19 protein-coding genes and 1 pseudogene are annotated in these 23,459 nt (G+C 43.0%); 11 read left to right on the top strand and 9 right to left on the bottom strand.

Annotated features, from left to right (window positions below; translation table 11 throughout):
• Window positions 1-178: 178 nt before the first annotated feature.
• The 4 genes and pseudogenes from V7K32_RS28695 to V7K32_RS08435 all read left to right on the top strand — a co-directional run.
• Window positions 179-253 (top strand): annotated as a pseudogene (locus V7K32_RS28695) (IS200/IS605 family transposase); the annotation flags it as partial.
• A 785-nt stretch (window positions 254-1,038) separates the two neighbouring features.
• Window positions 1,039-2,304 (top strand): DUF4912 domain-containing protein, encoded by a 1,266-nt coding sequence (locus V7K32_RS08445; protein WP_334992090.1) that lies wholly within the window; start codon window positions 1,039-1,041, stop codon window positions 2,302-2,304.
• A gap of 83 nt (window positions 2,305-2,387) precedes the next feature.
• Window positions 2,388-3,314 (top strand): phosphodiester glycosidase family protein, encoded by a 927-nt coding sequence (locus tag V7K32_RS08440; RefSeq protein WP_334992088.1) that lies wholly within the window; start codon window positions 2,388-2,390, stop codon window positions 3,312-3,314.
• A gap of 371 nt (window positions 3,315-3,685) precedes the next feature.
• Window positions 3,686-4,090 (top strand): response regulator, encoded by a 405-nt coding sequence (locus V7K32_RS08435; protein WP_334992094.1) that lies wholly within the window; start codon window positions 3,686-3,688, stop codon window positions 4,088-4,090.
• 30 nt (window positions 4,091-4,120) lie between these two features.
• On the opposite strand, the gene V7K32_RS08430 is transcribed toward V7K32_RS08435, so the two are convergent.
• The gene (locus V7K32_RS08430) at window positions 4,121-5,026 is read right to left on the bottom strand and encodes a cation diffusion facilitator family transporter (RefSeq protein WP_334992086.1); all 906 of its coding nucleotides are present in this window, start codon (window positions 5,024-5,026) and stop codon (window positions 4,121-4,123) included.
• 830 nt (window positions 5,027-5,856) lie between these two features.
• On the opposite strand from V7K32_RS08430, the gene V7K32_RS08425 reads away from it, so the two are divergent.
• Window positions 5,857-6,210 carry a hypothetical protein gene (locus V7K32_RS08425; protein WP_334992084.1) on the top strand — a complete coding sequence of 118 codons (354 nt, stop codon included), beginning with the start codon at window positions 5,857-5,859 and terminating at the stop codon, window positions 6,208-6,210.
• Between the two features lie 529 nt (window positions 6,211-6,739).
• Here V7K32_RS08425 and V7K32_RS08420 read toward each other — a convergent pair.
• From V7K32_RS08420 to V7K32_RS08410, 3 genes are all read right to left on the bottom strand, one after another.
• The gene (locus V7K32_RS08420; protein ID WP_012407481.1) at window positions 6,740-6,976 is read right to left on the bottom strand and encodes a DUF4327 family protein; all 237 of its coding nucleotides are present in this window, start codon (window positions 6,974-6,976) and stop codon (window positions 6,740-6,742) included.
• 989 nt (window positions 6,977-7,965) lie between these two features.
• A complete protein-coding gene (gene rbfA, locus V7K32_RS08415; protein ID WP_334992082.1) occupies window positions 7,966-8,385 on the bottom strand; it encodes a 30S ribosome-binding factor RbfA in 420 nt (139 codons plus the stop codon).
• Window positions 8,386-8,508: 123 nt separating this feature from the next.
• Window positions 8,509-8,715, bottom strand: a complete 207-nt coding sequence (locus V7K32_RS08410) for a DUF751 family protein (RefSeq protein ID WP_229469154.1) — start codon at window positions 8,713-8,715, stop codon at window positions 8,509-8,511.
• Between the two features lie 165 nt (window positions 8,716-8,880).
• Here V7K32_RS08410 and V7K32_RS08405 point away from each other — a divergent pair, with 165 nt between their 5' ends.
• Complete coding sequence (locus tag V7K32_RS08405; RefSeq protein WP_334992079.1) at window positions 8,881-9,738, top strand: DNA adenine methylase; 858 nt, start codon at window positions 8,881-8,883, stop codon at window positions 9,736-9,738.
• On the opposite strand, the gene V7K32_RS08400 is transcribed toward V7K32_RS08405, so the two are convergent.
• The 3 genes from V7K32_RS08400 to V7K32_RS08390 all read right to left on the bottom strand — a co-directional run bounded on the left by V7K32_RS08400 (window position 9,710) and on the right by V7K32_RS08390 (window position 12,857).
• On the bottom strand, window positions 9,710-10,186 hold the full coding sequence (locus tag V7K32_RS08400; protein WP_334992077.1) for a PD-(D/E)XK nuclease superfamily protein: 477 nt from the start codon (window positions 10,184-10,186) through the stop codon (window positions 9,710-9,712). The two genes, V7K32_RS08405 and V7K32_RS08400, sit on opposite strands and share 29 nt — an antisense overlap.
• Before the next feature lie 395 nt (window positions 10,187-10,581).
• Window positions 10,582-11,802, bottom strand: coding sequence for a HetZ-related protein (locus V7K32_RS08395; protein ID WP_334992075.1), 1,221 nt, complete (start codon window positions 11,800-11,802; stop codon window positions 10,582-10,584).
• Window positions 11,803-12,197: 395 nt separating this feature from the next.
• Complete coding sequence (locus V7K32_RS08390) at window positions 12,198-12,857, bottom strand: L-threonylcarbamoyladenylate synthase (RefSeq protein WP_334992073.1); 660 nt, start codon at window positions 12,855-12,857, stop codon at window positions 12,198-12,200.
• A 130-nt stretch (window positions 12,858-12,987) separates the two neighbouring features.
• On the opposite strand from V7K32_RS08390, the gene larC reads away from it, so the two are divergent.
• The 5 genes from larC (at window position 12,988) to V7K32_RS08365 (ending at window position 18,394) form a co-directional block, all read left to right on the top strand.
• The gene (gene larC, locus V7K32_RS08385; protein ID WP_334992071.1) at window positions 12,988-14,271 is read left to right on the top strand and encodes a nickel pincer cofactor biosynthesis protein LarC; all 1,284 of its coding nucleotides are present in this window, start codon (window positions 12,988-12,990) and stop codon (window positions 14,269-14,271) included.
• 521 nt (window positions 14,272-14,792) lie between these two features.
• Window positions 14,793-15,038, top strand: coding sequence for a photosystem I iron-sulfur center protein PsaC (psaC, locus tag V7K32_RS08380; RefSeq protein WP_012411495.1), 246 nt, complete (start codon window positions 14,793-14,795; stop codon window positions 15,036-15,038).
• A 480-nt stretch (window positions 15,039-15,518) separates the two neighbouring features.
• Window positions 15,519-17,408, top strand: coding sequence for a glutamine--fructose-6-phosphate transaminase (isomerizing) (gene glmS / locus V7K32_RS08375; protein WP_334992069.1), 1,890 nt, complete (start codon window positions 15,519-15,521; stop codon window positions 17,406-17,408).
• 423 nt (window positions 17,409-17,831) lie between these two features.
• Window positions 17,832-18,035 (top strand): hypothetical protein, encoded by a 204-nt coding sequence (locus V7K32_RS08370; RefSeq protein ID WP_334992067.1) that lies wholly within the window; start codon window positions 17,832-17,834, stop codon window positions 18,033-18,035.
• 86 nt (window positions 18,036-18,121) lie between these two features.
• Complete coding sequence (locus V7K32_RS08365; protein WP_069068080.1) at window positions 18,122-18,394, top strand: GlsB/YeaQ/YmgE family stress response membrane protein; 273 nt, start codon at window positions 18,122-18,124, stop codon at window positions 18,392-18,394.
• Window positions 18,395-18,669: 275 nt separating this feature from the next.
• Here V7K32_RS08365 and V7K32_RS08360 read toward each other — a convergent pair whose 3' ends face one another.
• Together V7K32_RS08360 and V7K32_RS08355 are read right to left on the bottom strand one after the other, a co-directional pair.
• The gene (locus V7K32_RS08360) at window positions 18,670-21,903 is read right to left on the bottom strand and encodes an efflux RND transporter permease subunit (protein ID WP_334992065.1); all 3,234 of its coding nucleotides are present in this window, start codon (window positions 21,901-21,903) and stop codon (window positions 18,670-18,672) included.
• 121 nt (window positions 21,904-22,024) lie between these two features.
• Window positions 22,025-23,395, bottom strand: coding sequence for an efflux RND transporter periplasmic adaptor subunit (locus tag V7K32_RS08355; protein ID WP_334992063.1), 1,371 nt, complete (start codon window positions 23,393-23,395; stop codon window positions 22,025-22,027).
• Between the last annotated feature and the right edge of the window lie 64 nt (window positions 23,396-23,459).

Genomic DNA, 23,459 nt, shown 5'->3' with positions numbered 1-23,459 from the left:
TGAGGCTGCTAGAGTATGGCATTACTACTTTATACAACTTTTGCGCTCACTTTACTTCAACACAGTAAAAGATGTCAAATGGGTTCTATAAGGCTTTTGGCTTGGGTTCCGAGTTAAAAAGTCCAAGTTCCGAGTTCTCTGCTCAAAAACTTAACTGCGATCGCTACACTAATACTAAGTAGCATCAAGTGGTGGCGCACCTATTGATAAACTAAAAAAATATATTAAAGAGCAAGATGCACCAACTGAATAAATATGGATTGGTTATTTCCACTTCGTTTCAATAACCCGCTCTAATCCCTACCCTATGAGTACATTGAGGGTAGGGATTAGAGCGATACGTTCAACTTGAGACACATGTTTTTCATGCCAAAGAACTTGTGTCTTTTTATTAATAGCTTCTTCGTCGGAGATGTCTAATTTGTATGCAATACACTCCTACCTCTCCCTTTTTAGGAAAGAAAAATAAAATCTTACTCCCCAACGCTCGCTCTTATAGCGTTTCCTAATCAGGTAAGGTACATCGTAGCCCCCTCTTCGCTTACTCTTAGGGGGTTGGGGGTGGGGTTCTTGTACTTCACTCAACTGAGAAATTCTATAAGGGGCTGTTCTTGTTAGGTCTGTATTGGACTCAACCCAGAAGCCAGATAAATGTCATGAAAAATTGACATTATTCCCATTGCTCAACATCTAGGCAACCAAAAATGTTATCAAATCATGACAATACGATCCCAGAAGGGCTTGTAAATTCGTGAAACAGGCAAAAAACCTAGTTATTACCCCTTGATCCCTAGATATGCTTAGTGGTTAATATTGACTTAACAAATAGAACTTTCCCGATCCCAAAGAAATGCTAATTTTGGCATAACTCAGGAATTGATTGGAAGTGACCCCAATTTTAAAACAGACTAAAAAACTTAAAAACTGGGCAAAACCAGGAGTCAGGATAAGAAATTCATCTGGAGTGGATGACATTTTACATAGCATTCTTGAACCAGGGGAAATCATTTACCGCTTAAACTACTGGAGGCCAAATAAATGGCAAAAGAACGCCCGCCACTAGAGGAGATGACCTTACGCCAACTACGCAAAGTTGCTAGCGAATATAGCATCTCTCGGTATAGCCGAATGCGTAAATCACAATTGCTGGCATCAATTCAAGAAGTCCAGCGCAGTAAAAATTTACTCAGTCCATCTCGTTCATTGGAGGCACAGGAAACCGTGGAAGCTGCAAAGTTTGAATTAGGTCAGGAAGATCGGACTGGTGGATCTTTGGCTGATGTTGATGAAGGACTCGCAGATTTGCCCTCTGGCTATGGTGACAGCCGGATTGTACTCTTACCACGCGATCCTCAATGGGCTTACACTTACTGGGATATTCCCAACGAGCATAAAGAAGAACTGCGTAGGCAAGGGGGACAACAACTCGCACTACGGATTTATGATGTCACCGATATCAATATTGAATACCAAAGCCCCCACAGCATTCAAGAATATCCTGCTGATGAACTAGCTAGAGAATGGTATCTACCAGTTCCAGTTAGCGATCGCGATTATGTAATTGATATCGGCTATCGTGCTGCTGATGGTCGCTGGTTGGTACTAGCTCGTTCTGCTAGAGTACACATTCCTCCCGTCTATCCTTCTGACTGGATTGAAGATGTCTTCATCACTGTTAACTTTGAAGAAGATTTGCGTGCTAAGACTCAGTACGAACTAGTTCCCCCTGCCAAGAAGATTGCGGCTACCCCCGCCAATGGTAATGCTGGTAATGCTGTTGTCAATGGTAACGGTAACCCCATCTATGACGAAATATTTGGTTTAGCCGAATCTGCCGAAGCGCTACGGGTTGCTGGTTCTATCTTCGGCTCCCAGCAAGGTTCAGCGCGTCCTGAACAAGCTATTAGCTCTTCCATTTTCCCATCTGGTGTGGGTATGTGGGCAGTTCCTACCGTGTCAGGCTTAACCGCTTCCGGTGCAGGAATGTCAGGTGTTGGCTTCTCGGCTTCCGCCGTACCAGTGCGTCCGCGCCAGTTCTGGTTAATTGCCGATGCTGAGTTGATAGTCTACGGTGCAACCGAACCCGATGCTACCGTAACCATTGGCGGCCGTCCAATTCAGCTAAATCCAGATGGAACATTCCGCTTCCAGATGTCCTTCCAGGATGGTTTAATTGACTATCCAATCTTGGCTGTAGCTGCTGATGGTGAGCAAACCCGGTCAATTCAGATGAAATTTAATCGTGAGACACCATCTCGAAATACCAACACCAAAGAAGAAGCTGTTTTAGAATGGTTCTCTTAAGTTTTGGCTCTGAGATAAACTCCAGACTGAAATTTTAAATTATTCCCCGCTATAGTAATCCTATAGCGGTTTTTTTTCATTATATGTATACAAAAAACTTATTTTTCTTATTTATCTTGATAATTGGCGCAACCTTATTATCAGGTTGTCAAAAGATGGAAGCAAATTCAGTCTCAAAAGCATCTAGAAGTTGCCCTGGCAAAGATGCTAAGTTCAGCATTAATTTTTTTAAAACCAATAATCAAGGTGAAAGAAATCAAAGAGGTATTAACAATGTGATTATTTTTAATCCCAAATCAGCAGAATTAGATTTCAAAGTTAATGTTGGTTTATCTCATAAACTCTACGCCAAAGATGCTAGGGGGAAACTCCGTAAAGAATATGTACCAAAACAGTTTCGTGAACTCATCGGCGATGAGAATGCCAAATTAAATGGACAGCTACCCATTGCTGTAATTAATGCCGACTATATAGGTACTGATGATAAACCACAAGGCTTAAATGTTTCTCGTGGTGTCGAGTATTCGGGAGTATTTAAAAATAAGCGTTCTTCCTTTGGGATATCAGGAGGTACACCCAAACAGCGACAGGCTACTATCCAAGCTGGTAGAAGAAAAAGTGATATTCTCAATTACAATTTAGTGGGTGGTAATGGCAGATTCTATCGTCAGGGGAAATTTAAAGATATTTGTCAAGATTTAGGAGAATTTGCCTGTAAAAATGCTAAAAACCGCTCTATGGCAGCTATCACTAATCAAGGGTATGTAATACTATTAGTTAATGACTTGAAAGCTAATTCAGATATTCAATTATCTCAACTTAATCAAGAGTTACTGCCAGAGATGTTTGATAATGTTCTAGAAGGTATTGCTAGCAATAACTGTTTAGGTAAGATTCAAGAAGCGATATTATTTGATGGCGGTATGTCTCCAGGATTGTATTATAACCAGAAAACTTATGTAGAAAACCTTGGGCCGATTGGTTCAGTTTTTTTGATTTACAAGAAATAAAATATTTGTAGAGTTTTATCTTTCAATTCTTTTATTCATAAGACATCTCCAGAAATTAAATATGCGTAACCTGAAACCCTTGTAGAGACGCGAAATTGCACTTCTCTACGAGACGCTCCGCGAACGTGCCGCGACGAAGAAAGCGTCTCTACATTCATTGTCGGAGATGTCTATAATACTCAGAAAGTGACACAAGAGGGGTAAATGCCAGTGAATAATTAACTATCAAGTTGATGGCGGCTGGACAAATTGAGTTATTGTCTAGGAAAATAGACGCGATCGCAGTAAAATTACCAATGGTGTGGTCACTGAGGAAAAACAAGCAACTCATTAGAAATAACTTTCATGCGATCAACGTTAATGGAGATGTTATGGAACCTGCTCTGCCCCTTGCTGGCTTAAACATCCTCGTAGTTGATGATGATGACGATAGCCGCTTTTACATTACTACCGTGTTGGAAGCTGATGGAGCCACCGTCATGGCAGTTGCATCGGCAGAGGTAGCATTGAAAGTATTACCTGAGTTGCAACCAGAAGTTTTGATTTGTGATATTGCGATGCCTGGTGAAGATGGCTACACTCTCATCCGCAAGATCCGGGCGTTGAAGTCCGATCTTTGGGAAAAACTCCCCGCTATAGCTTTAACTGCCTATGGCGATAGCGAGTATCGTAGTCAGGCGCTGGAAGCGGGCTTTCAAACTCATGTGGCAAAACCAGTTGATCCAGGAGAACTAGTTGCGATCGTCGCTAATTTGATTGCTTCTTATAAGAGTTAAGGCTAAGATGCTGTGATTTCAAATTTTAGATTACTTCGCTCCAGTTTCAAAACTAATTTGCTCAGACTTATAGGCTGGTGGCTCAATGTGAATTAAAATCCTGACTGGACGGAACCGTTCTTCTAATCGGCTTTCTACTTCTTCGGTGATGTGGTGAGCGGTTTCTACGTCTGGTGCATCTACTATTAAATGCATTTCAATGAAGACTTGACGACCAAGAACACCGCGAGAAGCAACATCATGACAGTTAATTACACCTGGAACAGAAGTAGCGATCGCATGAATTGCTTCTGGTGCGATCGCCATTTGATCCACAAGCCAAGGCAAATTCTCTTTTAAAACTGACCACCCACTCCAAAATACCAACAAGGCGACAGGAAAAGCTAACACCAAATCCATCCATTGATAACCTAGCCAAACTCCGATCAACCCACCAATTACAGAGATTGTCACCCAAATATCGCTCATGGTATGTGTCGCGTCAGCTATGAGAATTGAGCTACCTACCCGCCTACCCACACTGCGTTCGTAAAACGCCACAAAAATATTTACACCCAGTACAATTAGTAATAACCACAACTCAGGTGGCGATATTCTCACAGGTTCACCACCACCTTTGAGAATTCGCTCGATTGCTCCTTGCAAAATTTCAAAACAGGCTATTCCTAAAAATGCGGCAATTCCTAAAGCTCCCACAGCTTCAAACTTACTGTGTCCGTAGGGATGCTCGCGATCGGGTTGTGGAGAAGAAAATTTGCTTGCAATTAATCCCAAAACGTTGTTAGCGCTATCTGTCACACTATGCAAGGCATCAGCTAGCAAACTCAACGAACCTGTCCAGTAACCTACAAGTGCTTTCAATCCCATTACAAACAGGTTGAGTAGTAGGGTAATAATTAAAACCTTTCGCACTTCGGCGCGGTTATCGTAAATCATAGATAATTTATCACATCAAGTTCTATGACTTCTAATGTAAAACTTAAAATATAAATAAACACTAATAAAATGTATCAAAGTCTTACGCAGTAAGAATTAAGTCTCTCTATAGGCTCTATATTTTATACCATTTTGTTGAGATTATTTATAACTAATAACAGCTACAAGCTTTATAGATGTCAAGAATACCTCTACAGATAACAGCATATTTTTAGCATTAATACCAGAAATATTTTAATTAATTTTGTTATTTATACATCCACTTAGGTCAGACCGAATTGCATTCAAAAAGATGATAACGACCATCAGTAAGCTGTACTTACTTAGGAAAATTAACGAGCCTAATGAGTTTAATTTACTACCTTTAACCAACAGGTAAATCGAAAAACATTTACTTCGGGGAACTAGAATTATGTCTCCCCTCTCCCATCAGATGGGAGAGGGGCTGGGGGTGAGCGAAAAGATTTAAGCCAAAATTGGGATGCTCCCTTTAAATTTCGTTACATAGTTAGGTTTGTTTATGTCCACCTTCTTAGTAAGGGCCAGGCATTGCCTGGCCCCTACGATAAATCTATATATATCAAGGTTTTCGTGAATTGGTATCAGTCCCTTACTTCAATCCCCCCGTTTCCAATACTGCGTAGGTTTTGAAGATTTGTAGGTTGGGTTGAACATTCGTGTTACCCAACAAAGCCTTGATAATGTTGGGTTTCGTTCTTCAGACGACAAGTTTCAATCACGAATACTATGAGTACCAAAAACGAAAAAGTGGGCTTCGTCTCTTCTTCGGGTAATATTAGTACTTATCAAGAAGTTTAAAAAAAAAAGAGATGTCTTCAATTCCTCTAACATTGAACCTAATTGAAGGTTCTGTCTCCTTCAGTTTTTCACCCCAAGCAGCACGAGAATTAAAAGCAGCAACAGATCAATTGATGGAGCGGCTGAAAGCTGTGGCCGCTAAACCCACTCCTGGCGGTGGTAAAGTAACTCCCCAGCCTCCCTTAGAATATCGTTATACGGGTGAAGTATTTTTAGAAATTTTCTGTAATCCTAATATTTGGCCAACACCCTTCGCAGCCAAAATTTTGCTGACTGTCCGCAACGTCAACATCCGCTTGACTACTGAAGCTGAACTTACTCGCATCATTGAAGACATTTCTAATTACTTAGAGCAAGTAGGATAATAGTTTATTTAATTTTTCTGCGCTTTTCGAGATTTAAGAAAAAATACTATACAAATTTTGGATTTTGCGAAAATTGATTGAGCCAATTGCTTCCCTAGGTTCTCTCTGTTGTCGCAACTGGTGACGGTTAGCCCGACGGGAGCAAACTTTTCAAGACGGATTTTGGCTGTGAACAGCAAGCAGACTATTGCTTCCCTGAAGTAAGCAATGCAATGAATTGTCAGTCAAAAGTGAAGTTCCTACACTTACCTGTTAGATAAATGTAGGAACGTCACAGAATCTACCTACTAGACTCAAGCTGTAGCACCAGATTTACAGAAAAAATGGTTCTGATGCCTTCTTTAACTTGAAAATTTGTATAAATTCAGACTCCAATGCTTTTAGGGTCAATGAAAAACGCAAGATTCTATATGGGGCAATGCTCATCAAAAACCAGAGATTATCCCCCAGATTGGGCGTAGGATCGTTGATTGTGACATCCACAAATCGAAAATAAACTCCCAATCCCAAATTTGAAATCAAACATTGATTAGTCGTTGTCCCATTGTTCACGACCAATTAGGTCGCCAATGCGATCGCGTAACAAAAAGTCACATTTCTCTAATTCACATTCAACGCAAACCCATTCTCTCGCTGGAATGTATTGACAGAGGGTATATATTGGCTGTTGTCGGCTAATCATTCCCTTTTGCACCAGTCGGCGTGCTTCGTCTTGAATCAGATCGAGAGAGTAGTAATTGATAGAAGGCACCGTATTCACACTCATGTTTTTTACTCACAAATAAACACTTACGATAGTGTTCCCGTTAATAATTAGGAACAAACATTACAGAAATTAGACTTGTGGCTAATATTTTGTAGTTTGCTATACGGAACTATTTTTATTTTGACGCTAGATATCCTGAAATTATCTCAAGAAATGTTAAGAAAGTCAACGAATGCTGACATTTATCGAAAATCCGCTTTACAAAAAAAATTCCGAGTAGTTAACTTAACCTGCTATGGCGACTGTATGCTTTTTATGCAACAAATCTGAAAGTCCTGCCATTACTATGTTTAGGCAAGATTTGGCGGCTGTCCAGAGGTTTAGGGCGCGAGGCCGAATAGCCCGCCACAGGCATCACTTACATATCAAATAATCACCTTAAAGCCGGATCTAGAACTGCTGGTATTTATCTAAGGGTAAACAACACAAGAATATTTGTCAGATATTAGGGTATAAAGTGTTGCAAAATATAACGGCTAAAGTACACTACGAAGGCTTTTACCCGAGCATCTGTTAACAATTTCTTAAATATAACCGTAATTTTTTTGTTAATTTAAGCACTAATATTACACAGTTTTCTTTGGATAAACATCTGTAGAAGGGTGAGTAAAGGATTTCCAATTGAAGGAGGCAGGGGAGGCAGGGGAGGCAGGGGAGGCAGGGGAGGCAGGGGAAGAAAGAGAGTTATTATTCAGTAATTCTTCTCTCAAGAACAGCTTCTCTTCTCCCCCTGCTCCTCTTGCCCCTTGCTTGAAGAAGGTGCCTCAACCAAGAAATTCCTTAACGGAAGGGTATTGGGGATAGAGGGAAAGAGGAATAGTAGAGTAGAGACGAAAGCCAAGGGAAACAAAAAACGTATATATGTAACTAGCGATCGCTGAAGTAGATTATAGTCATATTAAAACAGACGCGATTTGCTCACGTCTGTAAATTGTTTGGCGGATTTGCTGAGATTAATTGTTCTGAAGTTACATTGTTATTTCAGTTACTTATTCATCAGATGATTCATCATCTTGATCGGTGCTGTCTTCTAGTGTTACTAGATTTTCTGGGGGACGCTGATGGTTAAGTTGGTTTAGTAGTGCCAGTACTTTATTACCACGTTCTATGGAGCGATCTTCGAGAAACAGTACCTCTGGTGTACGACGTAGCCTTACCCGCGCCCCAAGTTCACTGCGGACGTAACCTGTAGCCGACTTTAAGCCTGCCATTGTTTCTGCTTTAGCTTCATCTGTACCATAGATACTGACATAGATTTTGGCGTGTTGGAGATCGCCGGAAACATCAACATCAGTAACACTTACCATTCCTGTACCCACACGGTCATCCTTGATGCCGTTGAGCAGCATTTGGCTAACTTCCCGTTTGATCAATTCAGCAACGCGGGAAACCCGACGATTTGTAGCCATAAAAATTTCGCCTCATCACAGAGGTTGTACAACAAAAATACGTGCAAGTTGAGTAGACAGTACTTAGCGGGAGCAACGCCAAGACCAACCGTCTGTGGGACACAGCCCCGATATAGCGCTAGTCTAGATTGGACTCAAGCCCAGCATTGCCCGTAGGGTGAGAGTAAGGAAGACTAGGCTGCTCACAAAGAAACCCAAGATAGCGATTAAGGTGACTGGGCGCTTCAACAATGGGACTAGCGGCGCAAAGGTGTTCAGAAACAGTCCTAAGACGATACTAATTAAGTACCGGGGGTAGCGAAAGACGTTATCCCAAAATCCGTCAAACATCTGAATGTAAACTGCCTTGTTATATACTTACGTTTGTTTTGATATGCTTTATCTACTCAATTGTAATCTATGCGGCTAGAAAATTAGCCAGCTAATATAAAATATACTTCGTCGGTTATATTGGCTTTATTTAGTCACGATTATTTTCAGTTAAATCGGAAGTAAATGGTAATTCAAATCCCCAAGGAAACTAGCCCGCGTCCATTTTTGAAGTGGGCAGGGGGGAAAAGTAGGTTGATACAGCAATATATTCGTTATTTTCCCAAAAGTTATAAAAATTACTATGAGCCATTCTTGGGTGGTGGTGCTGTTTTTTTCTATCTCCAACCAAGTACAGCAATTTTAACTGATATTAATGCCGAATTAATTAACACTTATTGTTGTGTTAGAGATCGTGTTGATGAATTAATTTCTCTATTGAAAGAGCATAAAATCCGACATGATAAAGATTATTACTATAGTATCCGAAACCACTCTGGTGGTACTGATTTAGAAAAAGCTGCTCGGATAATTTATCTTAATAAGACTTGTTTTAATGGCCTTTATCGTGTCAACTCTCAGGGTAAATTCAATGTGCCTTTAGGGAGATATCAAAATCCTAATATTTGTTCTGAGGTTTTACTAAAAACAGCCTCAGCAGCGCTTTTTCATGCAGAAATTAAACAAGCAGATTTTACAGAAGTCCTAAATCATGCAACTAGCAGTGATGACTTTGTATTTTTTGATCCGCCTTACCATCCTATCAGTGACACTAGCTATTTTACTGCTTATAGCCAAAATTGTTTTAGTAAAAAAGACCAAGAAGTTTTGAGAGATACTTGTGCAGAGTTAGCAAGTCGTGGTGTCAAAGTTATGGTATGTAATTCTGATAGCGAATTTATTAAAAAAATTTATACGGATATTAATTTTGAAACTTATCGAATCAAAGCTGCACGATCAATTAACTCAAACATTAAAAATAGAGGCATGATTTATGAGTTATTAATTACATCTTTTAAAGATTTTTATTTGCCCAAGCAATGAATCTATCTAAGCTAAAAACTGCTAATAAATTATGGTTATCATTAACTCTTGCTTTTAGCCATTTGCTTGCGCCTTCTCGCATACCTTCACCGCCTAAAATAACGATAGTTGGCGCAGGGTAATAGTTCTGGATGTTCATGTTCAAGTAAGGAAACTTTTCATCAACCGAACCGGGGCTTTCTTGCCATTTGCACTCGAAAATTAACCCAGATGGCATTGCAGGTGAGCCAACAACATAAAAATCAACCTTCAGAACAGTATGATAAATTCCAGTTCCAATATAAACTTCTTTTCCATAACGTTTTGGTAATAAAGCAGCATTTAGTATAAATTCTTTTGGGACATAGTTCCCGACTTGGAAATAATTATACCCACTTAAGATTGCTTCTACATTTCCTTCTAAAATATTCCCAGACTTATTTGCCCGTCCGCCTTGAGTCAGAGCCATCCTCAATCCCTCTGCCAAAAGTCTTGTTTATTATAGGATTTCACAGAAGCAGTAAAAAAGGGTCAGTTGCTTAATATGAATTTTTTATTTTGACTAAACAAGGTTGGATTAATGGGAAAAATTTGAAAATATTGGTATTTTTGTACTAAATAAATACAAATGTATTAATAATTTGGATCGGGAATGAGTTAGTAATTTAGATAATAGTTATTTGCGTAGGAGCGTGGGGAATTGAGGGGGAAATTTAAACGCAAAGGGGCGCGGAGGGAAGCGCAGAGGCACGCAGAGAATTCGCTACGAATTAATGAAATGTTGTAGTTGGTGTGTAAGCTAATTCGCGCTCCTCGTGCCAGTGATAAGGTTTGATAATGTCTTTTAGTTATTTCACTTTAGCTTCAACCTGTCTGTGCTTCAGTATGACCGTTGCGGATAGACCATGCTAGTTCTAAGAGTTGAGTCCAGCGTTTTTGTAGCTGTTTGGGGGTGCATTTGATGGTTTTAGCGATCGCTTGGTCGTTTTGTCTTGCAGTTTTTAGCTGTAGTATTTGCTGTTGCTGTTCTGTGAGTTGATTCACAAAGATTTCCCACTGTTGGGAAGATAGACCCAATTTTTGCTCTAAACCTGCGCCTAACCATTGATGTACTAATTGCCAATGGTGTTGTTTGGCAAACTTTTCTACGTGGTATTTAAACCGTTGTTGGAGATAATCGCGCTGACGGCTGGTTAAACCGAGAATTTGGTCAATTTCTGGGGCTGAAAGGTCTTGGAGTTTCAAACTGAGGTAGTTCATACAGTCAGATTGTCCTTGAGAGTCCAGGTATTTCATCAATTCAGTGATGACGCGATCGCGTTCTGACTCTTCTGATGGATCGAAATTAGTTTGGGCAATCATCTGCGATCGCAGCTGCTGCACCGCCGAGTTACGCTGGTAAGATTCTGCTTCTTCACCTTTAGCAGATTCTACGGCCATTTCAATATCCACGGTAGTTTCTTGCGGCTGACGACGAGCAAAACCCTGAGCCCGCAAGATAATCAATTGCTGATTTGCACCACCAGGTAAGTTGATCCGGCGTTTGGCATACTGCTCTGTAAAGGCCATATATTCAGCTAGTTGCAGCTGAGTACGCGGTGTGTGATCGTTAGGTAATTCGTTTTCTCTGCGGAAAGCTTTGATAGCTTCGATATAAAATGCTTGTAAAAAATCTTCAATCAGGCTGTAACGAGCCTCAAAACCCAATTCAGAGCCGGATATAGTTACATGGCGGTAAACCATAGCACCCAAATTGCTATGTAATTCCACCCGCCCTTGTTTTGAACCTAGTTGGTAGTAACGTAAGCATTTGTGCATCCGATGCCTTCCCAACGTAATCTGCCAGGATTTGATTTCCCCAGATGTTTGGATACGGGAGCTTTTATCGCAAATGCGTTCTACTTCTACGGCTATGCGGTTTGCTAAAGCTTCTACGCACCTGGGTGCTGCTTTCACTTGGGCTTGCATTTCCTGACACAGCAATTCAATCAAGGTTTCGCTGCTGCTGTCTGAAAATTCTTCAGTCGAAAGGTGATTATCAAAAATGGGTGTAGAGTTTGGTAGATTAACGACGTTAGATTTCATGACTTTTCCAGGGAGTAGTATTGCACCGTAATTACAACGCAGAGACAGCAATCAAAGCCAGCCTTGGCTTACGAATCTTTAGGCATTCATCCATTAAGGCTTGCCGTATGTAATGTTCACATCTAAAGCTCATATATAAAACTGTAGGAAATACCAGAGAGTTACAGTTATGCCAATGTGTCGGTTTTTTCACAAGCCACCACATTGACGCTAGGACACAAGTAGCCGCCATTTTCTTAAAGTTGTCAAATCCCTTTTAGTACCAACTGTTGCCACCATCCTGTTATTGGATCTATGCTGTCGTAGACATCGGCTTAAAATATGACAATTTAAAAACTGGAGTCGCTTTTATCACAATTTCCGAAACGAAGAGGTGCGCCTGTGAAGTTTAATTCTTATACCCATGCTGCTGCTGCTTCCCAACCTAAACCCCTCCGTAAAATTACTGCTTCGTCTCCCGTCATATCCAAGATGGTAGATACTTCATAAGTAGGTTCTTCGCCAGTATCTACAATTATGTCTACCAACTTGTCCAAACGATCAAATAGCTCTACCCGTGACTGAATCGTTTCTGGATCTATCCGAATCATGCCATTATCTGCTTCATCTGGTGGCAGATGTGCTGAAGTTGAAATAATCGGATTGCCCAAAGCTGCGAGCAACTCCAAACATACAGTATGGTTTGGTACTCTAATTCCAGTACTTTTCCGCTTGGGGCTTTGCACCAATCGCGGTACTAATTTAGTTGCTGGGAGCAAAAACGTGTATGGCCCTGGAATTAGACGTTTCATAATTCGATAGGCTGTGTCACTTACGAAGGCATAAGTTGCCACATTTGAAAGCGAGGGACATAAAAATGTCAGTGGTTTATCATTTGCTAGCTTTTTAATTTGCCGCACTCGTTCTACCGCCGACTTGGCATTCAAATCACAACCGATCGCATAGACTGTATCAGTAGGGTAAAGCATGACTGCGCCACTAGAAAGCGCCGACTTTATTTCCTCTATTCGGCGAACTTGAGGATTATCCGGATGAACTGGGAAAATTTTTGCCATAACGTGGGGAGTGGGGAGTGGGAGCAGGGGGCAGGGGGAGCAGGGGGGAGCAGGGGAAGAAGAACTATTGATTATTGACCAATCCCCAATGCCCAATGACTAATGACTAATGACTAATGACTAATTTATTATGAATAAAATTGCTTATCTTCAATGTCCGACAGGAATTTCTGGTGATATGTGCCTGGGTGCTTTAGTCAGTTTGGGTGTTCCTGTGGAGTATTTAATTGAACAACTGAATGGGTTGGGTATTGAACAGGAATATCAGTTAAGGGGAGAATTTGTTCAACGGAATGGTCAGCAGGCGACTAAAGTCCATGTGGATTTAGTACACGATCGCCACCACCATCACCACGACCACGAACATAGTCACGATCGCACACGCCACCTGCCTGAAATAGAGCAGATGATTCTCAAAGCAAAGTTGCCATCACGGGCAGAAGCTTGGAGTTTGGCGGTATTCCGACAGCTAGCAGTAGCAGAAGGGGCGGTGCATGGCATTTCTCCTGAAAAAGTTCATTTTCATGAGGTGGGTGCTGTAGATGCGATTGTAGATATTGTGGGTACTTGTCTGGGGTTGGATTGGTTGGGAATTGAAAGTAATGAGGAAGGATTGCCCTTACTTTACTGCTCGGCGTTCCCGACTGGTGGCGGCACTGTTCGGGCTGCACATGGTCAGATGGCGGTACCAGTACCAGCAGTATTAAAGCTGTGGGAAATGCGGGGTTGTCCAGTTTATAGCAATGGCATTGACAAAGAACTGGTGACACCAACAGGAGCGGCGATCGCTACTACTTTGGCAAGAGATTTTGGTTCACCACCTGCCTTCGCTATCAAGCAGATAGGATTGGGAGCAGGAACCATAAATTTAGCCATTCCCAATATTTTACGCCTTTGGGTGGGTGAAAGCGCAAGTTTAGAGTCGAATTTCAGTGATTTTGAAGATAGTAGCTCAAATTTAGAAACCATCTCGGTACTAGAAACTCAAATTGATGATTTAAATCCGCAAGCGATCGGCTATGTGTTTGAGGCGTTGTTTGCGGCTGGTGCAGTGGATGTTTTTACCCAAGCGATCGCCATGAAAAAGTCCCGTCCAGGGATTTTGCTGACTGTGATTTGTCATCCAGAAAATTTACTCAGTTGTGAAGCGGTTATATTCAGCGAAACCACTACTTTGGGCATTCGCCGAACAACTCAGCAACGCGCCATCTTACAACGAGAAATTCAACAAGTGGAAATTGAATATGGCAAAGTGCGTGTCAAAATAGCATGGAAAGGACAATCAGCAGAAAAAGTTATTGCAAACGTGCAGCCAGAATATGAAGATTGTGCAGAGTTAGCCCGAAAACATAATATTCCTTGGCGCGAAATTCAACGGTTGGCGCTACAGCGTTGGTATTTAGTCAATGGCTGATACAAATTTCTTTAACCACGTCTATCTTGAAACCTATAGTTATTCCATGATGAAAAGGATTTGCCCTCATCCCCCAACCCCGAATCCCTCTCTCTGGGATTTACGGAGAGGGTGAAAACTACGGCTCTTAACTTAGATAAGGTTTAAATATAGTGGTTCTCAAATGGAAAATACACTTTGACCTCACTTCTTTTAAGGAGAAAGGCTTTAAGTCTTTTGACTTCCCCGACCGCGAGTGCGTCTCGAAGAGAAGGGGCTAGCCTTTAAGATTAAGTTGTGTTTCATTAATCTTTACGATTCAACCCTATTATGGTAAAGAAGTGGGGAAAGTACACTCTTATGATGTTGCTAATTAATAAAGCAATAGGCACAATCTCGCAAAAACCATTTATCAAGCGTGCTCATTACATTGTTTGAAGTTATGTAGCCTTTTGATTACGGCCTATCAACCACTGCGGTAAACTATGCGTTGATTATGATTCTTTCGCAGAGAAGAACACTCGAAAGGAGCGGTTTTTTCAATGTCTCATACCGTAAAAATCTACGATACCTGCATTGGCTGCACCCAATGCGTCCGCGCTTGCCCTACTGATGTACTGGAGATGGTTCCTTGGGATGGCTGCAAAGCTGCTCAAATTGCCTCTTCACCCCGTACAGAAGACTGTGTGGGCTGTAAGCGCTGCGAAACCGCTTGTCCCACCGACTTTTTGAGCATCCGGGTTTACCTGGGGGCTGAAACAACTCGCAGTATGGGTCTGGCTTACTAAAAAGCTCAGTGCAAAGTCACCGAACTTCTGATCGCAATGCGGGTCTACTGCCCAACCGTTCTTCCAGAAGGGTTGAAGCCCAAGCCTTTGCCTTGCTCAGAGTTCTCGCTGAGTTCTGAGTTTTGAGGTCAAAGAAGTAAATCAAAAAAACAATTTCTTGATTCTTCACTCAGCACCCGGAACTCAGAACTCAGTGTTTAAAACTTTTAAAGTCAGGACTTACGCAAAATTAGGGAAAAACGAACCGCGACCGCGAGTGCGTCTTGTTAGAGAAGCACACGTTCGCGCAGCGTATCCAAGAGTTGGAATAGGAGTTTTAGAGGGTTCTTGCGTAATTCCTAAAGTTTCTTAATAGCAAGCATTTTTAAAAATACCTAGTGGCAGAGGGAGTAATTTACTCCCTTTTTTATTTGCAAAACGTCTACTTTATGCTACCAACTATACTGGATCTAATCATCCTGAAAAAAAGTGGTGTGAACAATGTGCGGAATCGTTGGATATATAGGCACTCAAGCGGCGACAGACATTTTACTGGCTGGGCTGGAAAAACTAGAGTACAGGGGCTACGATTCGGCTGGAATCGCTACTGTTTGGGAAGGTAAGGTTAATTGTGTGCGGGCAAAGGGCAAACTGCATAACTTGCGTTCTAAACTCGAACAAATAGAAGCCCCTGCCCAGATTGGTATTGGTCACACACGCTGGGCAACTCATGGTAAACCAGAAGAGTATAATGCCCATCCCCACATGGATACGGCAAAGCGAGTCGCGGTGGTGCAAAATGGCATTATCGAAAATTACCGCGACTTACGCGAGGAACTCAAAGGAAAAGGACACAAGTTTCTTTCTGAAACCGATACAGAAGTAATTCCCCACCTGATAGCCGAATTTTTAAAGAATATTCCCCCCTCATCTCCCTCATCTGCCTCATCCCCCTTATTAGAGGCAATTCGCCAAGCAGTTAACCACTTGCAAGGGGCATTTGCGATCGCAGTTATTTCTGCTGACTACCCCGATGAATTGATTGTTGTTCGCCAGCAAGCACCTTTGGTAATTGGTTTTGGGCAAGGGGAGTTCTTTTGTGCATCTGATACGCCTGCGATCGTTGCCTACACCCGTGCAGTGCTACCTTTAGAAAATGGCGAAATTGCCCGCCTCACACCTTTGGGCGTTGAGATTTACAATTTTGCTGGCGACAGGTTGAAAAAACAACCCCGGCTGCTCAACTTCAACCCTGCAATGGTAGAAAAGCAGGGATTCAAACACTTCATGCTCAAAGAAATCCATGAGCAACCAGGGGTAGTAAGAGCTAGTTTAGAGGCTTATTTTAATCCAGGCGAATCTAGCGAATCGCCAATCAATCTTGGTTTACCTAAAGATTTCTACACCGATTTAGAACAAATTCAGATCGTCGCCTGTGGTACGAGTTGGCACGCAGCATTAATTGGTAAATATTTACTTGAACAACTAGCAGGAATTTCAACTCAGGTACATTACGCTTCTGAGTATCGCTATGCACCATCACCCGTAACGGCTAACACGTTGATTATTGGCGTTACCCAATCAGGTGAAACTGCTGATACCCTAGCAGCTTTGACGATGGAAAAAGAACGTCGCCAAGGAAAAGAAGTTAAATATCAAGCGCGATTACTAGGTATTACTAATCGGCCTGAAAGTAGCCTTGGTCATTTGGTACCCCATATCATCAGTACCTTAGCAGGAATTGAAATTGGGGTAGCGGCGACGAAAACTTTTACCGCTCAATTGATGGCATTTTATGCTTTGGCATTGGATTTAGCAGCTCGTCGTCAAACAGTTTCAAAAGATATTTTAGAGAAACTTATTAATGGGTTGCGGCAAATTCCTAAAGAAATTGAGGCAACTTTGGAAACTCAAGAACGTTTAACTGAACAGCTAGCCCACGAATTCGCCGAAACCAAAGATTTCATTTTTGTGGGAAGAGGAATTAACTTTCCTATTGCTTTGGAAGGGGCGTTGAAATTAAAAGAAATCAGCTATATTCATGCCGAAGGGTATCCGGCTGGAGAAATGAAACATGGCCCGATCGCTCTATTAGATGCGAAAGTACCAGTAGTTGCGATCGCAATACCTGGTAGTGTGTACGAAAAAGTTATTTCTAATGCTCAAGAAGCCAAAGCCAGAGATTCTCGGTTAATTGGCGTGACTCCCGTCAACGATGGCGAAGCTGCGGAAATCTTTAACGATCTTCTTCCCGTCTCTTATATAGAAGAATTACTTTCTCCGATTCTTTCCGTAGTTCCTTTGCAATTATTGGCTTATCATATTGCCGCGCGTCGCGGTTTGGATGTCGATCAGCCAAGAAATTTGGCCAAATCTGTAACGGTAGAATAGTCTATTTATAGAGGTAATACCAATTCTGTATAAAGATGCGCTAAACCAGATTTAAGTACAAGAAAGAAAAACGAACCGCAAAGTTCGCAAAGAACACAAAGAAAGAAAGAAAGAAAGAAAGAAAGAAGAAGTTAAGAGGGTTTGGCGCAGCCTCACAAAGAAATGGTATAAGTAGGTAGACGTAATTAAACATAAGAAAAAACCTCACCCTGCCTCCGGCTTCCCTCTCCGAACTCACGGAGATGGATTGAGGGTGAGGTTTTATATTTAATTTGACCCACTTATTTAGTAGCGTTTAAACGCTACAATTCCAACTATTAGACTGCCACTTAAAGGATACTTCCAAAATAAGTCAACTTGCTTAAAAATATCTTTACAATCTTTTGCCATCTCTCTTACCAGAGATACAGTTGCTATGTAAAGGTGCAAGAATTGAGAGAAGCGATCGCTAATCTTTTCAATCCTGCTCCTAACCCGATCCCAGAAACTGACAATTCAGGTCATGGGTGGTGCAAAACTGTGGCGGGCAAAGAAGAAGTATTTCTATCTACCAGTGATGTACTAAGCTGTTGCACAAGTCTATGGTATATCACCAGAAGTAACAGCATTCATCCTCAAGGCTATTAATAATTGATTCTGTTGGTAGATTGAATGTCAATATTTGGATTGCTATTGTATATTTGTCAGTAAAAAACGTTGCTCAAATAAAAACAATGAATATTCTTGCTTGGATTGTTTTAGGTCTTATTGCTGGTGCTATTGCAAAAGCTATCTACCCCGGTCATCAAGGTGGCGGAATTCTGGGAACAATATTATTAGGAATTATCGGTGCTTTTGTTGGTGGTAGTTTGGGTGTATTCTTCAGTACAGGAACCTTGACATTGGCCGCCCCTACACTCAGCATTCCCGGTATTGCAGTAGCGGTTCTTGGTGCGATTGTCGCTGTTTTCTTGTGGAACTTGCTAAATCGTCGCAGTGCTGTGTAATCAATTAAATCGTACTCAATTAATAGTGAAAAGCTATTAATTCATTTCACTATATTTTATCGCTGAATTTAAATTATTTGAATAGCGCCTGCCTGTATTTAGGTGGGCGCTATTGTTTTGTTGGGGTGCGATGCAATACCCTTCGATTAAGGACTTTTTTGGTTGAGGCAGGCTCTTGGGGGAGTTCGGGAAGAGAAGAATTGCTGAACAATAACCTTCTTTCCTCAAGAGCTTATCGGAACGGTATTGATGAGGATGCGATCGCTCTCAAGCAGTCAAGCAAGGGCATCTCCCTGAAACTTGACGACTGTTCCTTGACTCTTTCCATTCAAAGAGGCTAATTTCCCAGCAGGAGTAGGTTCAGGCGATTGGGATGGCTTAGGAGATTTACCTTTAGAGCCAAAGTCTGTGAGATTTTTGATCACCACATAAAGCACAGGCACTAGCAGCAGACTCATGATCACGGAGACGAATAAGCCGCCAAACACTGCCGTACCGAGGGATATCCGGCTGGCTGCACCCGCGCCGGATGACACTACTAGGGGAATGAACCCACAGAGGGCGGCAATTGTGGTCATTAAAATCGGGCGGAACCGTTGTTCAACTGCATGGAGTGCAGCCTGGGCGATGGTCATTCCTTTTGACCGCGATTGGTTGGCAAATTCTACAATCAAAATCGCGTTCTTACTCGCCAAACCGATCAACATCACCAACGCCACCTGACAGTACAAATCGTTGACCAACCCGCGCACTGAGACGAATAACAACGCGCCTAAAATCGCAAACGGCACAGTTAGTAGGATGATGATTGGGTCGATGTAATTTTCGTACTGGGCTGCCAAGATGAGAAACACAGCCACGATACCAAGACCAAAGATCAGAATCGTTTGTCCGCCAGACTTGGCTTCTTCTCTGGAAATCCCTGTCCAGTCGTAACCCAAACCGGGCTGGTCAATCTCCTTAAATGTCTGCTCCATCGCCGCAATTGCTTGCCCAGAACTGTAACCGGGGGCTGCACTGCCTTGAATCTTGATTGAGCGGAATAAGTTGAAGTGGCTGATGGTTTGCGGCCCTGTAATCGGAGTCACTTTGACGACTTCATTCAGTCGCACCAAATTACCACCTCTGGAACGGACATTAATTTGACCAATATTGTCTGGAGAGTTCCGAAACTGTTCATCTGCTTGGATATATACTCGGTAGCTGCGCTGGGAGAAGGTAAAATCATTGACATACTTCCCACCCATGTAAGCGCCCAGGGTATTCATTGCCTGACTAAAATCGACATCAAGGGCTTCTAAGCGATCGCGGTCAATGTCAATCTGGTACTGGGGGGTACTGGCGGTAAATTGAGTGAACACTTGACGCAAGACGGGGTTTTGATTGGCTTTGGCAATTAGCTGTTGCGCGATCGCCAGAAATTGATCGATACTCAGTTGTCCGTTGGTGCGGTCTTGCAGTTGAAATTCAAAGCCGCCCGTCACGCCATAGCCAGAGACGGCGGGGAGGTTGGAGGTGAAGATCAACGCATCCTGATTTTGGGCGAAGATGCCATTCAGCCGTTGCACGATCGCCTTAACTGTATGTTCTTCACCTTGGCGGTCTTTCCACTCTTTCAGGTTAAAGAAAAATGTCCCCTGATTGGGTCCATTGCCGTTTAGACCAAAGCCGCCAATCACCAGAGACGCTGCCATCTCTGGCACTTCTTTTTCCAGGGTTTTATACACAGTCTGCGTCAGTTTTTCGGTGGAGGCGAGGGAGACACCATCGGGAGCCTGAATCAGACCGACGATAATACCTTGATCCTCATCTGGCACAAATCCACTGGGGACGGACATATAGATAAACACCGTTGCTGCAAGTCCGAGGATAAATACCCCGACTACGAACATGCGAATACGGATCAGGAACTTGGTCAGACCCTCGTATTGCTTCAGCACCCAGCTAAAGCCCCGGTTAAACTGACGAAAGAACCAGCCCAGTGGCCCTCGCCCTTCACCTTCGGCATGATGCAGGAACAGTCCAGACATACTAGGGGTGAAACTCAGGGCATTGAATAAAGAAATGCCGATGGAAAAGATAATGATTAGTGCGAACTGCCGATACATAATACCGGTCGCGCCCGGAAAAAAGGACACCGGGATAAATACTGCCATCAACACCAGGGAGGTGGCAATTACTGCCCCTGAAAGCTCCTCCATCGCCTCAAAAGCAGCTTGCCGGCGGTCTAAGCCTTGTTCCATCTTGGCAGCAATCCCCTCGACGACGATGATCGCATCATCTACCACCAAACCCGTTGCTAGTACCAATCCGAACATAGTCAAGGTGTTGAGTGAGAAGCCCAGGGCATAAGCAAACGCCAATGCACCAACCAAGGATACAGGAACAGCGATCGCCGGAATGATCGTCGCCCGCCAATCTTGCAAAAAGACGAAAATCACCAGCACTACGAGGGCGATCGCTTCCATCAGCGTCTTGACCACCTCTTCAATTGACACTTCCACAAACTTGGTGGTGTCGTAGGCGATGACGGCTTTCAAACCGGGGGGAAAGTTTTTCTCTAACTCTGCAATCTTGGCTTCCACGGCTTTGGCAGTATTCAGCGCATTGCTACCCGGTAGTTGATAGATCAACATCCCAGCGCCGGCTTTGCCTTGTACTAGTGCCGAAGTTGTATAGTCCTGCGCTCCTAACTCGGCTCGTCCCACATCCTTGAGTTTAACCAGTGTCCCGTCGGCTTGGGACTTAATCACCAGGTTCTCAAATTCCTTGACATCTTTTAATCTACTATTGATCCGGAGCGGAAAATTCGATTTCTGATTTTCCTTTGTGGGCGCTTGACCGATCGACCCTGCCCCCACCTGCACATTCTGAGAAATTAGCGCACTGCTGACATCTGTTGCCGTCAAGCCCCGACTGGCTAAAGCGTTTGGGTCAAGCCACAGCCGCATTGCATATTGGCGTTCCCCAACCAGTCTGGTATCTCCTACACCAGGGACGCGCTTGATGGCATCGGTGATGTAGAGGTCAACATAGTTACTCAAAAAGATGTTATCGTACTCGCTATTTTCGGCATAGAAGCCATAAACTAGCAAAATGCTGTTAGAACGTGCTAGGGTGGTCAGTCCAGTTTGCCGCACAGACTCAGGTAAGGTTGGTTGGGCGATCGCGGCTCGATTCTGCACGTTAACTTGGTTAATGTTACGGTTACTCGTTGGGTCAAACTGAGTTGAAATGGTGCTGGAGCCGTCGTTACTACTGGTTGAAGTCATGTACTGCATCCCCTCAACCCCGTTTACTTGCCGCTCAACCAAGGTTGATACGGTATCTTCAACGGTTTGGGCATCTGCGCCAATATAGACGCTGGAGGTTTGTACTTGAATAGGGGCAATTTCTGGTAAGTTGTTAATCGGCAGCAAGGGAATACAGATGCCACCGATCAGCAAGATTAGTATGGTGCAAACTGTTGATAAGACGGGTCGCCGGATGAAATTGTCTGCGATCGACATGGTTGTATAATTAAGGGTTGGATTTTAAACGCATAGGCGCTTCGCCTTCCCGCAGGGTAGGGACGCAAAGGGAAGCGCAGAGGTACGCAGAGGGAGGAGGGAGGAGAGAGGGGGGAGGTTTTTAAGGTTGTGGTTGGACGGGTGCGCCATCTCGGAGTTTGAGAATGTTAGACACCGCTACGCGATCGCCTGTTTTAATTCCTTCTAAGATGGGGTAGCGATCGCTTTGCACTTCACCCAACTTCACAGGTTTTTGATGCACAACGAATTGCGGTTTTTGTTTTGACTTGTTTTCTTCCACCACATAGACAAAACTCTGTCCGCCAATGCGATTCACGACTTGAATCGGAATCAAAATCCCCGCTTGCTGGCTCCAGATAATCCGGGCGCGAACATATTGCCCATCCCGCAATTTGCCATTTGAATTAGTAAATCGAGCTTTGACTAAAATAGATTGGGCAGCTGTACTCACTTGCGGCGCAATAAAGTTAATGCTGCCAGTGGTCAAACGCTTACCTGTATTGGCATCCAGTAGTTCCACAGCTAATCCCTGACGCAGTTGAGCAGCATTGTTAGACGGCACCGAAATTCGCATATCCAGGAGATCGTTTTTGGTAATTGTGGTCAAGTTGCCGCCAGTATTCACATAATCGCCCACTTTGACGGAGAAATCACCGACTATACCATCAAGTGGTGCAACTATCTGCTTCTGGTTCTGATTAACTTGACTTGAGGCAACTTGAGCCTGGGCTTGCTGCACGTTGGACTGTGCCTGATTGATGCTGGCTTGTCCGGCATTTACCTGCTTTTGGGCAGTATTTAGGGTGGCGATCGCTGCATCTAGTTTGTTTTTAGCAATATCGAGTTCTTGCCTTGCCTGTGCGCCTTCAGTTACAAGTATCTTGGTTCGCTGGAACTGCACTTGCTGTAATTTCACATCTGCGGCGGCTTTAACTTCATCGGCTCGTTTGCCTTCTAGCTGTGCTTGGGCGGTTGTTACAGCCGCACGATTCGAGTTAACCACAGCAACAGCACTGGAGATATTAGCCGTAGTCTGATCTAAACTTAAAGATACAATTGGCATTCCTTTGGTGACGCGATCGCCACTGGCTACAAATATGCGTTCGATTCGCCCCTGAGTTTGCGGTTGCAGCGAAACACGTTGCTGGGCTTCTAGGGTGCCAACAAATTCAGAGGTAGACCGAATTTGACTCGATTCCATAGTTTGCACCTTAACCGGCAGAGGCGGTAGTTGTGGTGGTGGGGCTTCTCGGTGGCCTAAGAATCGCCAGCCCACAAAGCCCACACCCCCAAGTACAACAATGGCAAGTATTCCTGTAAGCCATGTTTTCCGCTTTTTAGGGGGTTTAGTAGAGGTTTCTTTAGTAGGAATCGGCTCTGCTACAATTGAATCGGAACCTTTGACAGGATTACTTTTCAAATCGTGACTTTGATCAAAAGATCCAGATGAAATTGGCTGATCGACTGACATAAAATATTTAACTCCGTCAAGATTCGTAAATTTGGGTTTCTAGGTTTGAATCTGTCGCAAAGAT

Origin of the sequence: Nostoc sp., from assembly GCF_036917635.1 — a bacterium.
Taxonomy (GTDB): Bacteria; Cyanobacteriota; Cyanobacteriia; order Cyanobacteriales; family Nostocaceae; genus Nostoc.
This window is presented reverse-complemented; position numbering and strand designations above follow the sequence as displayed.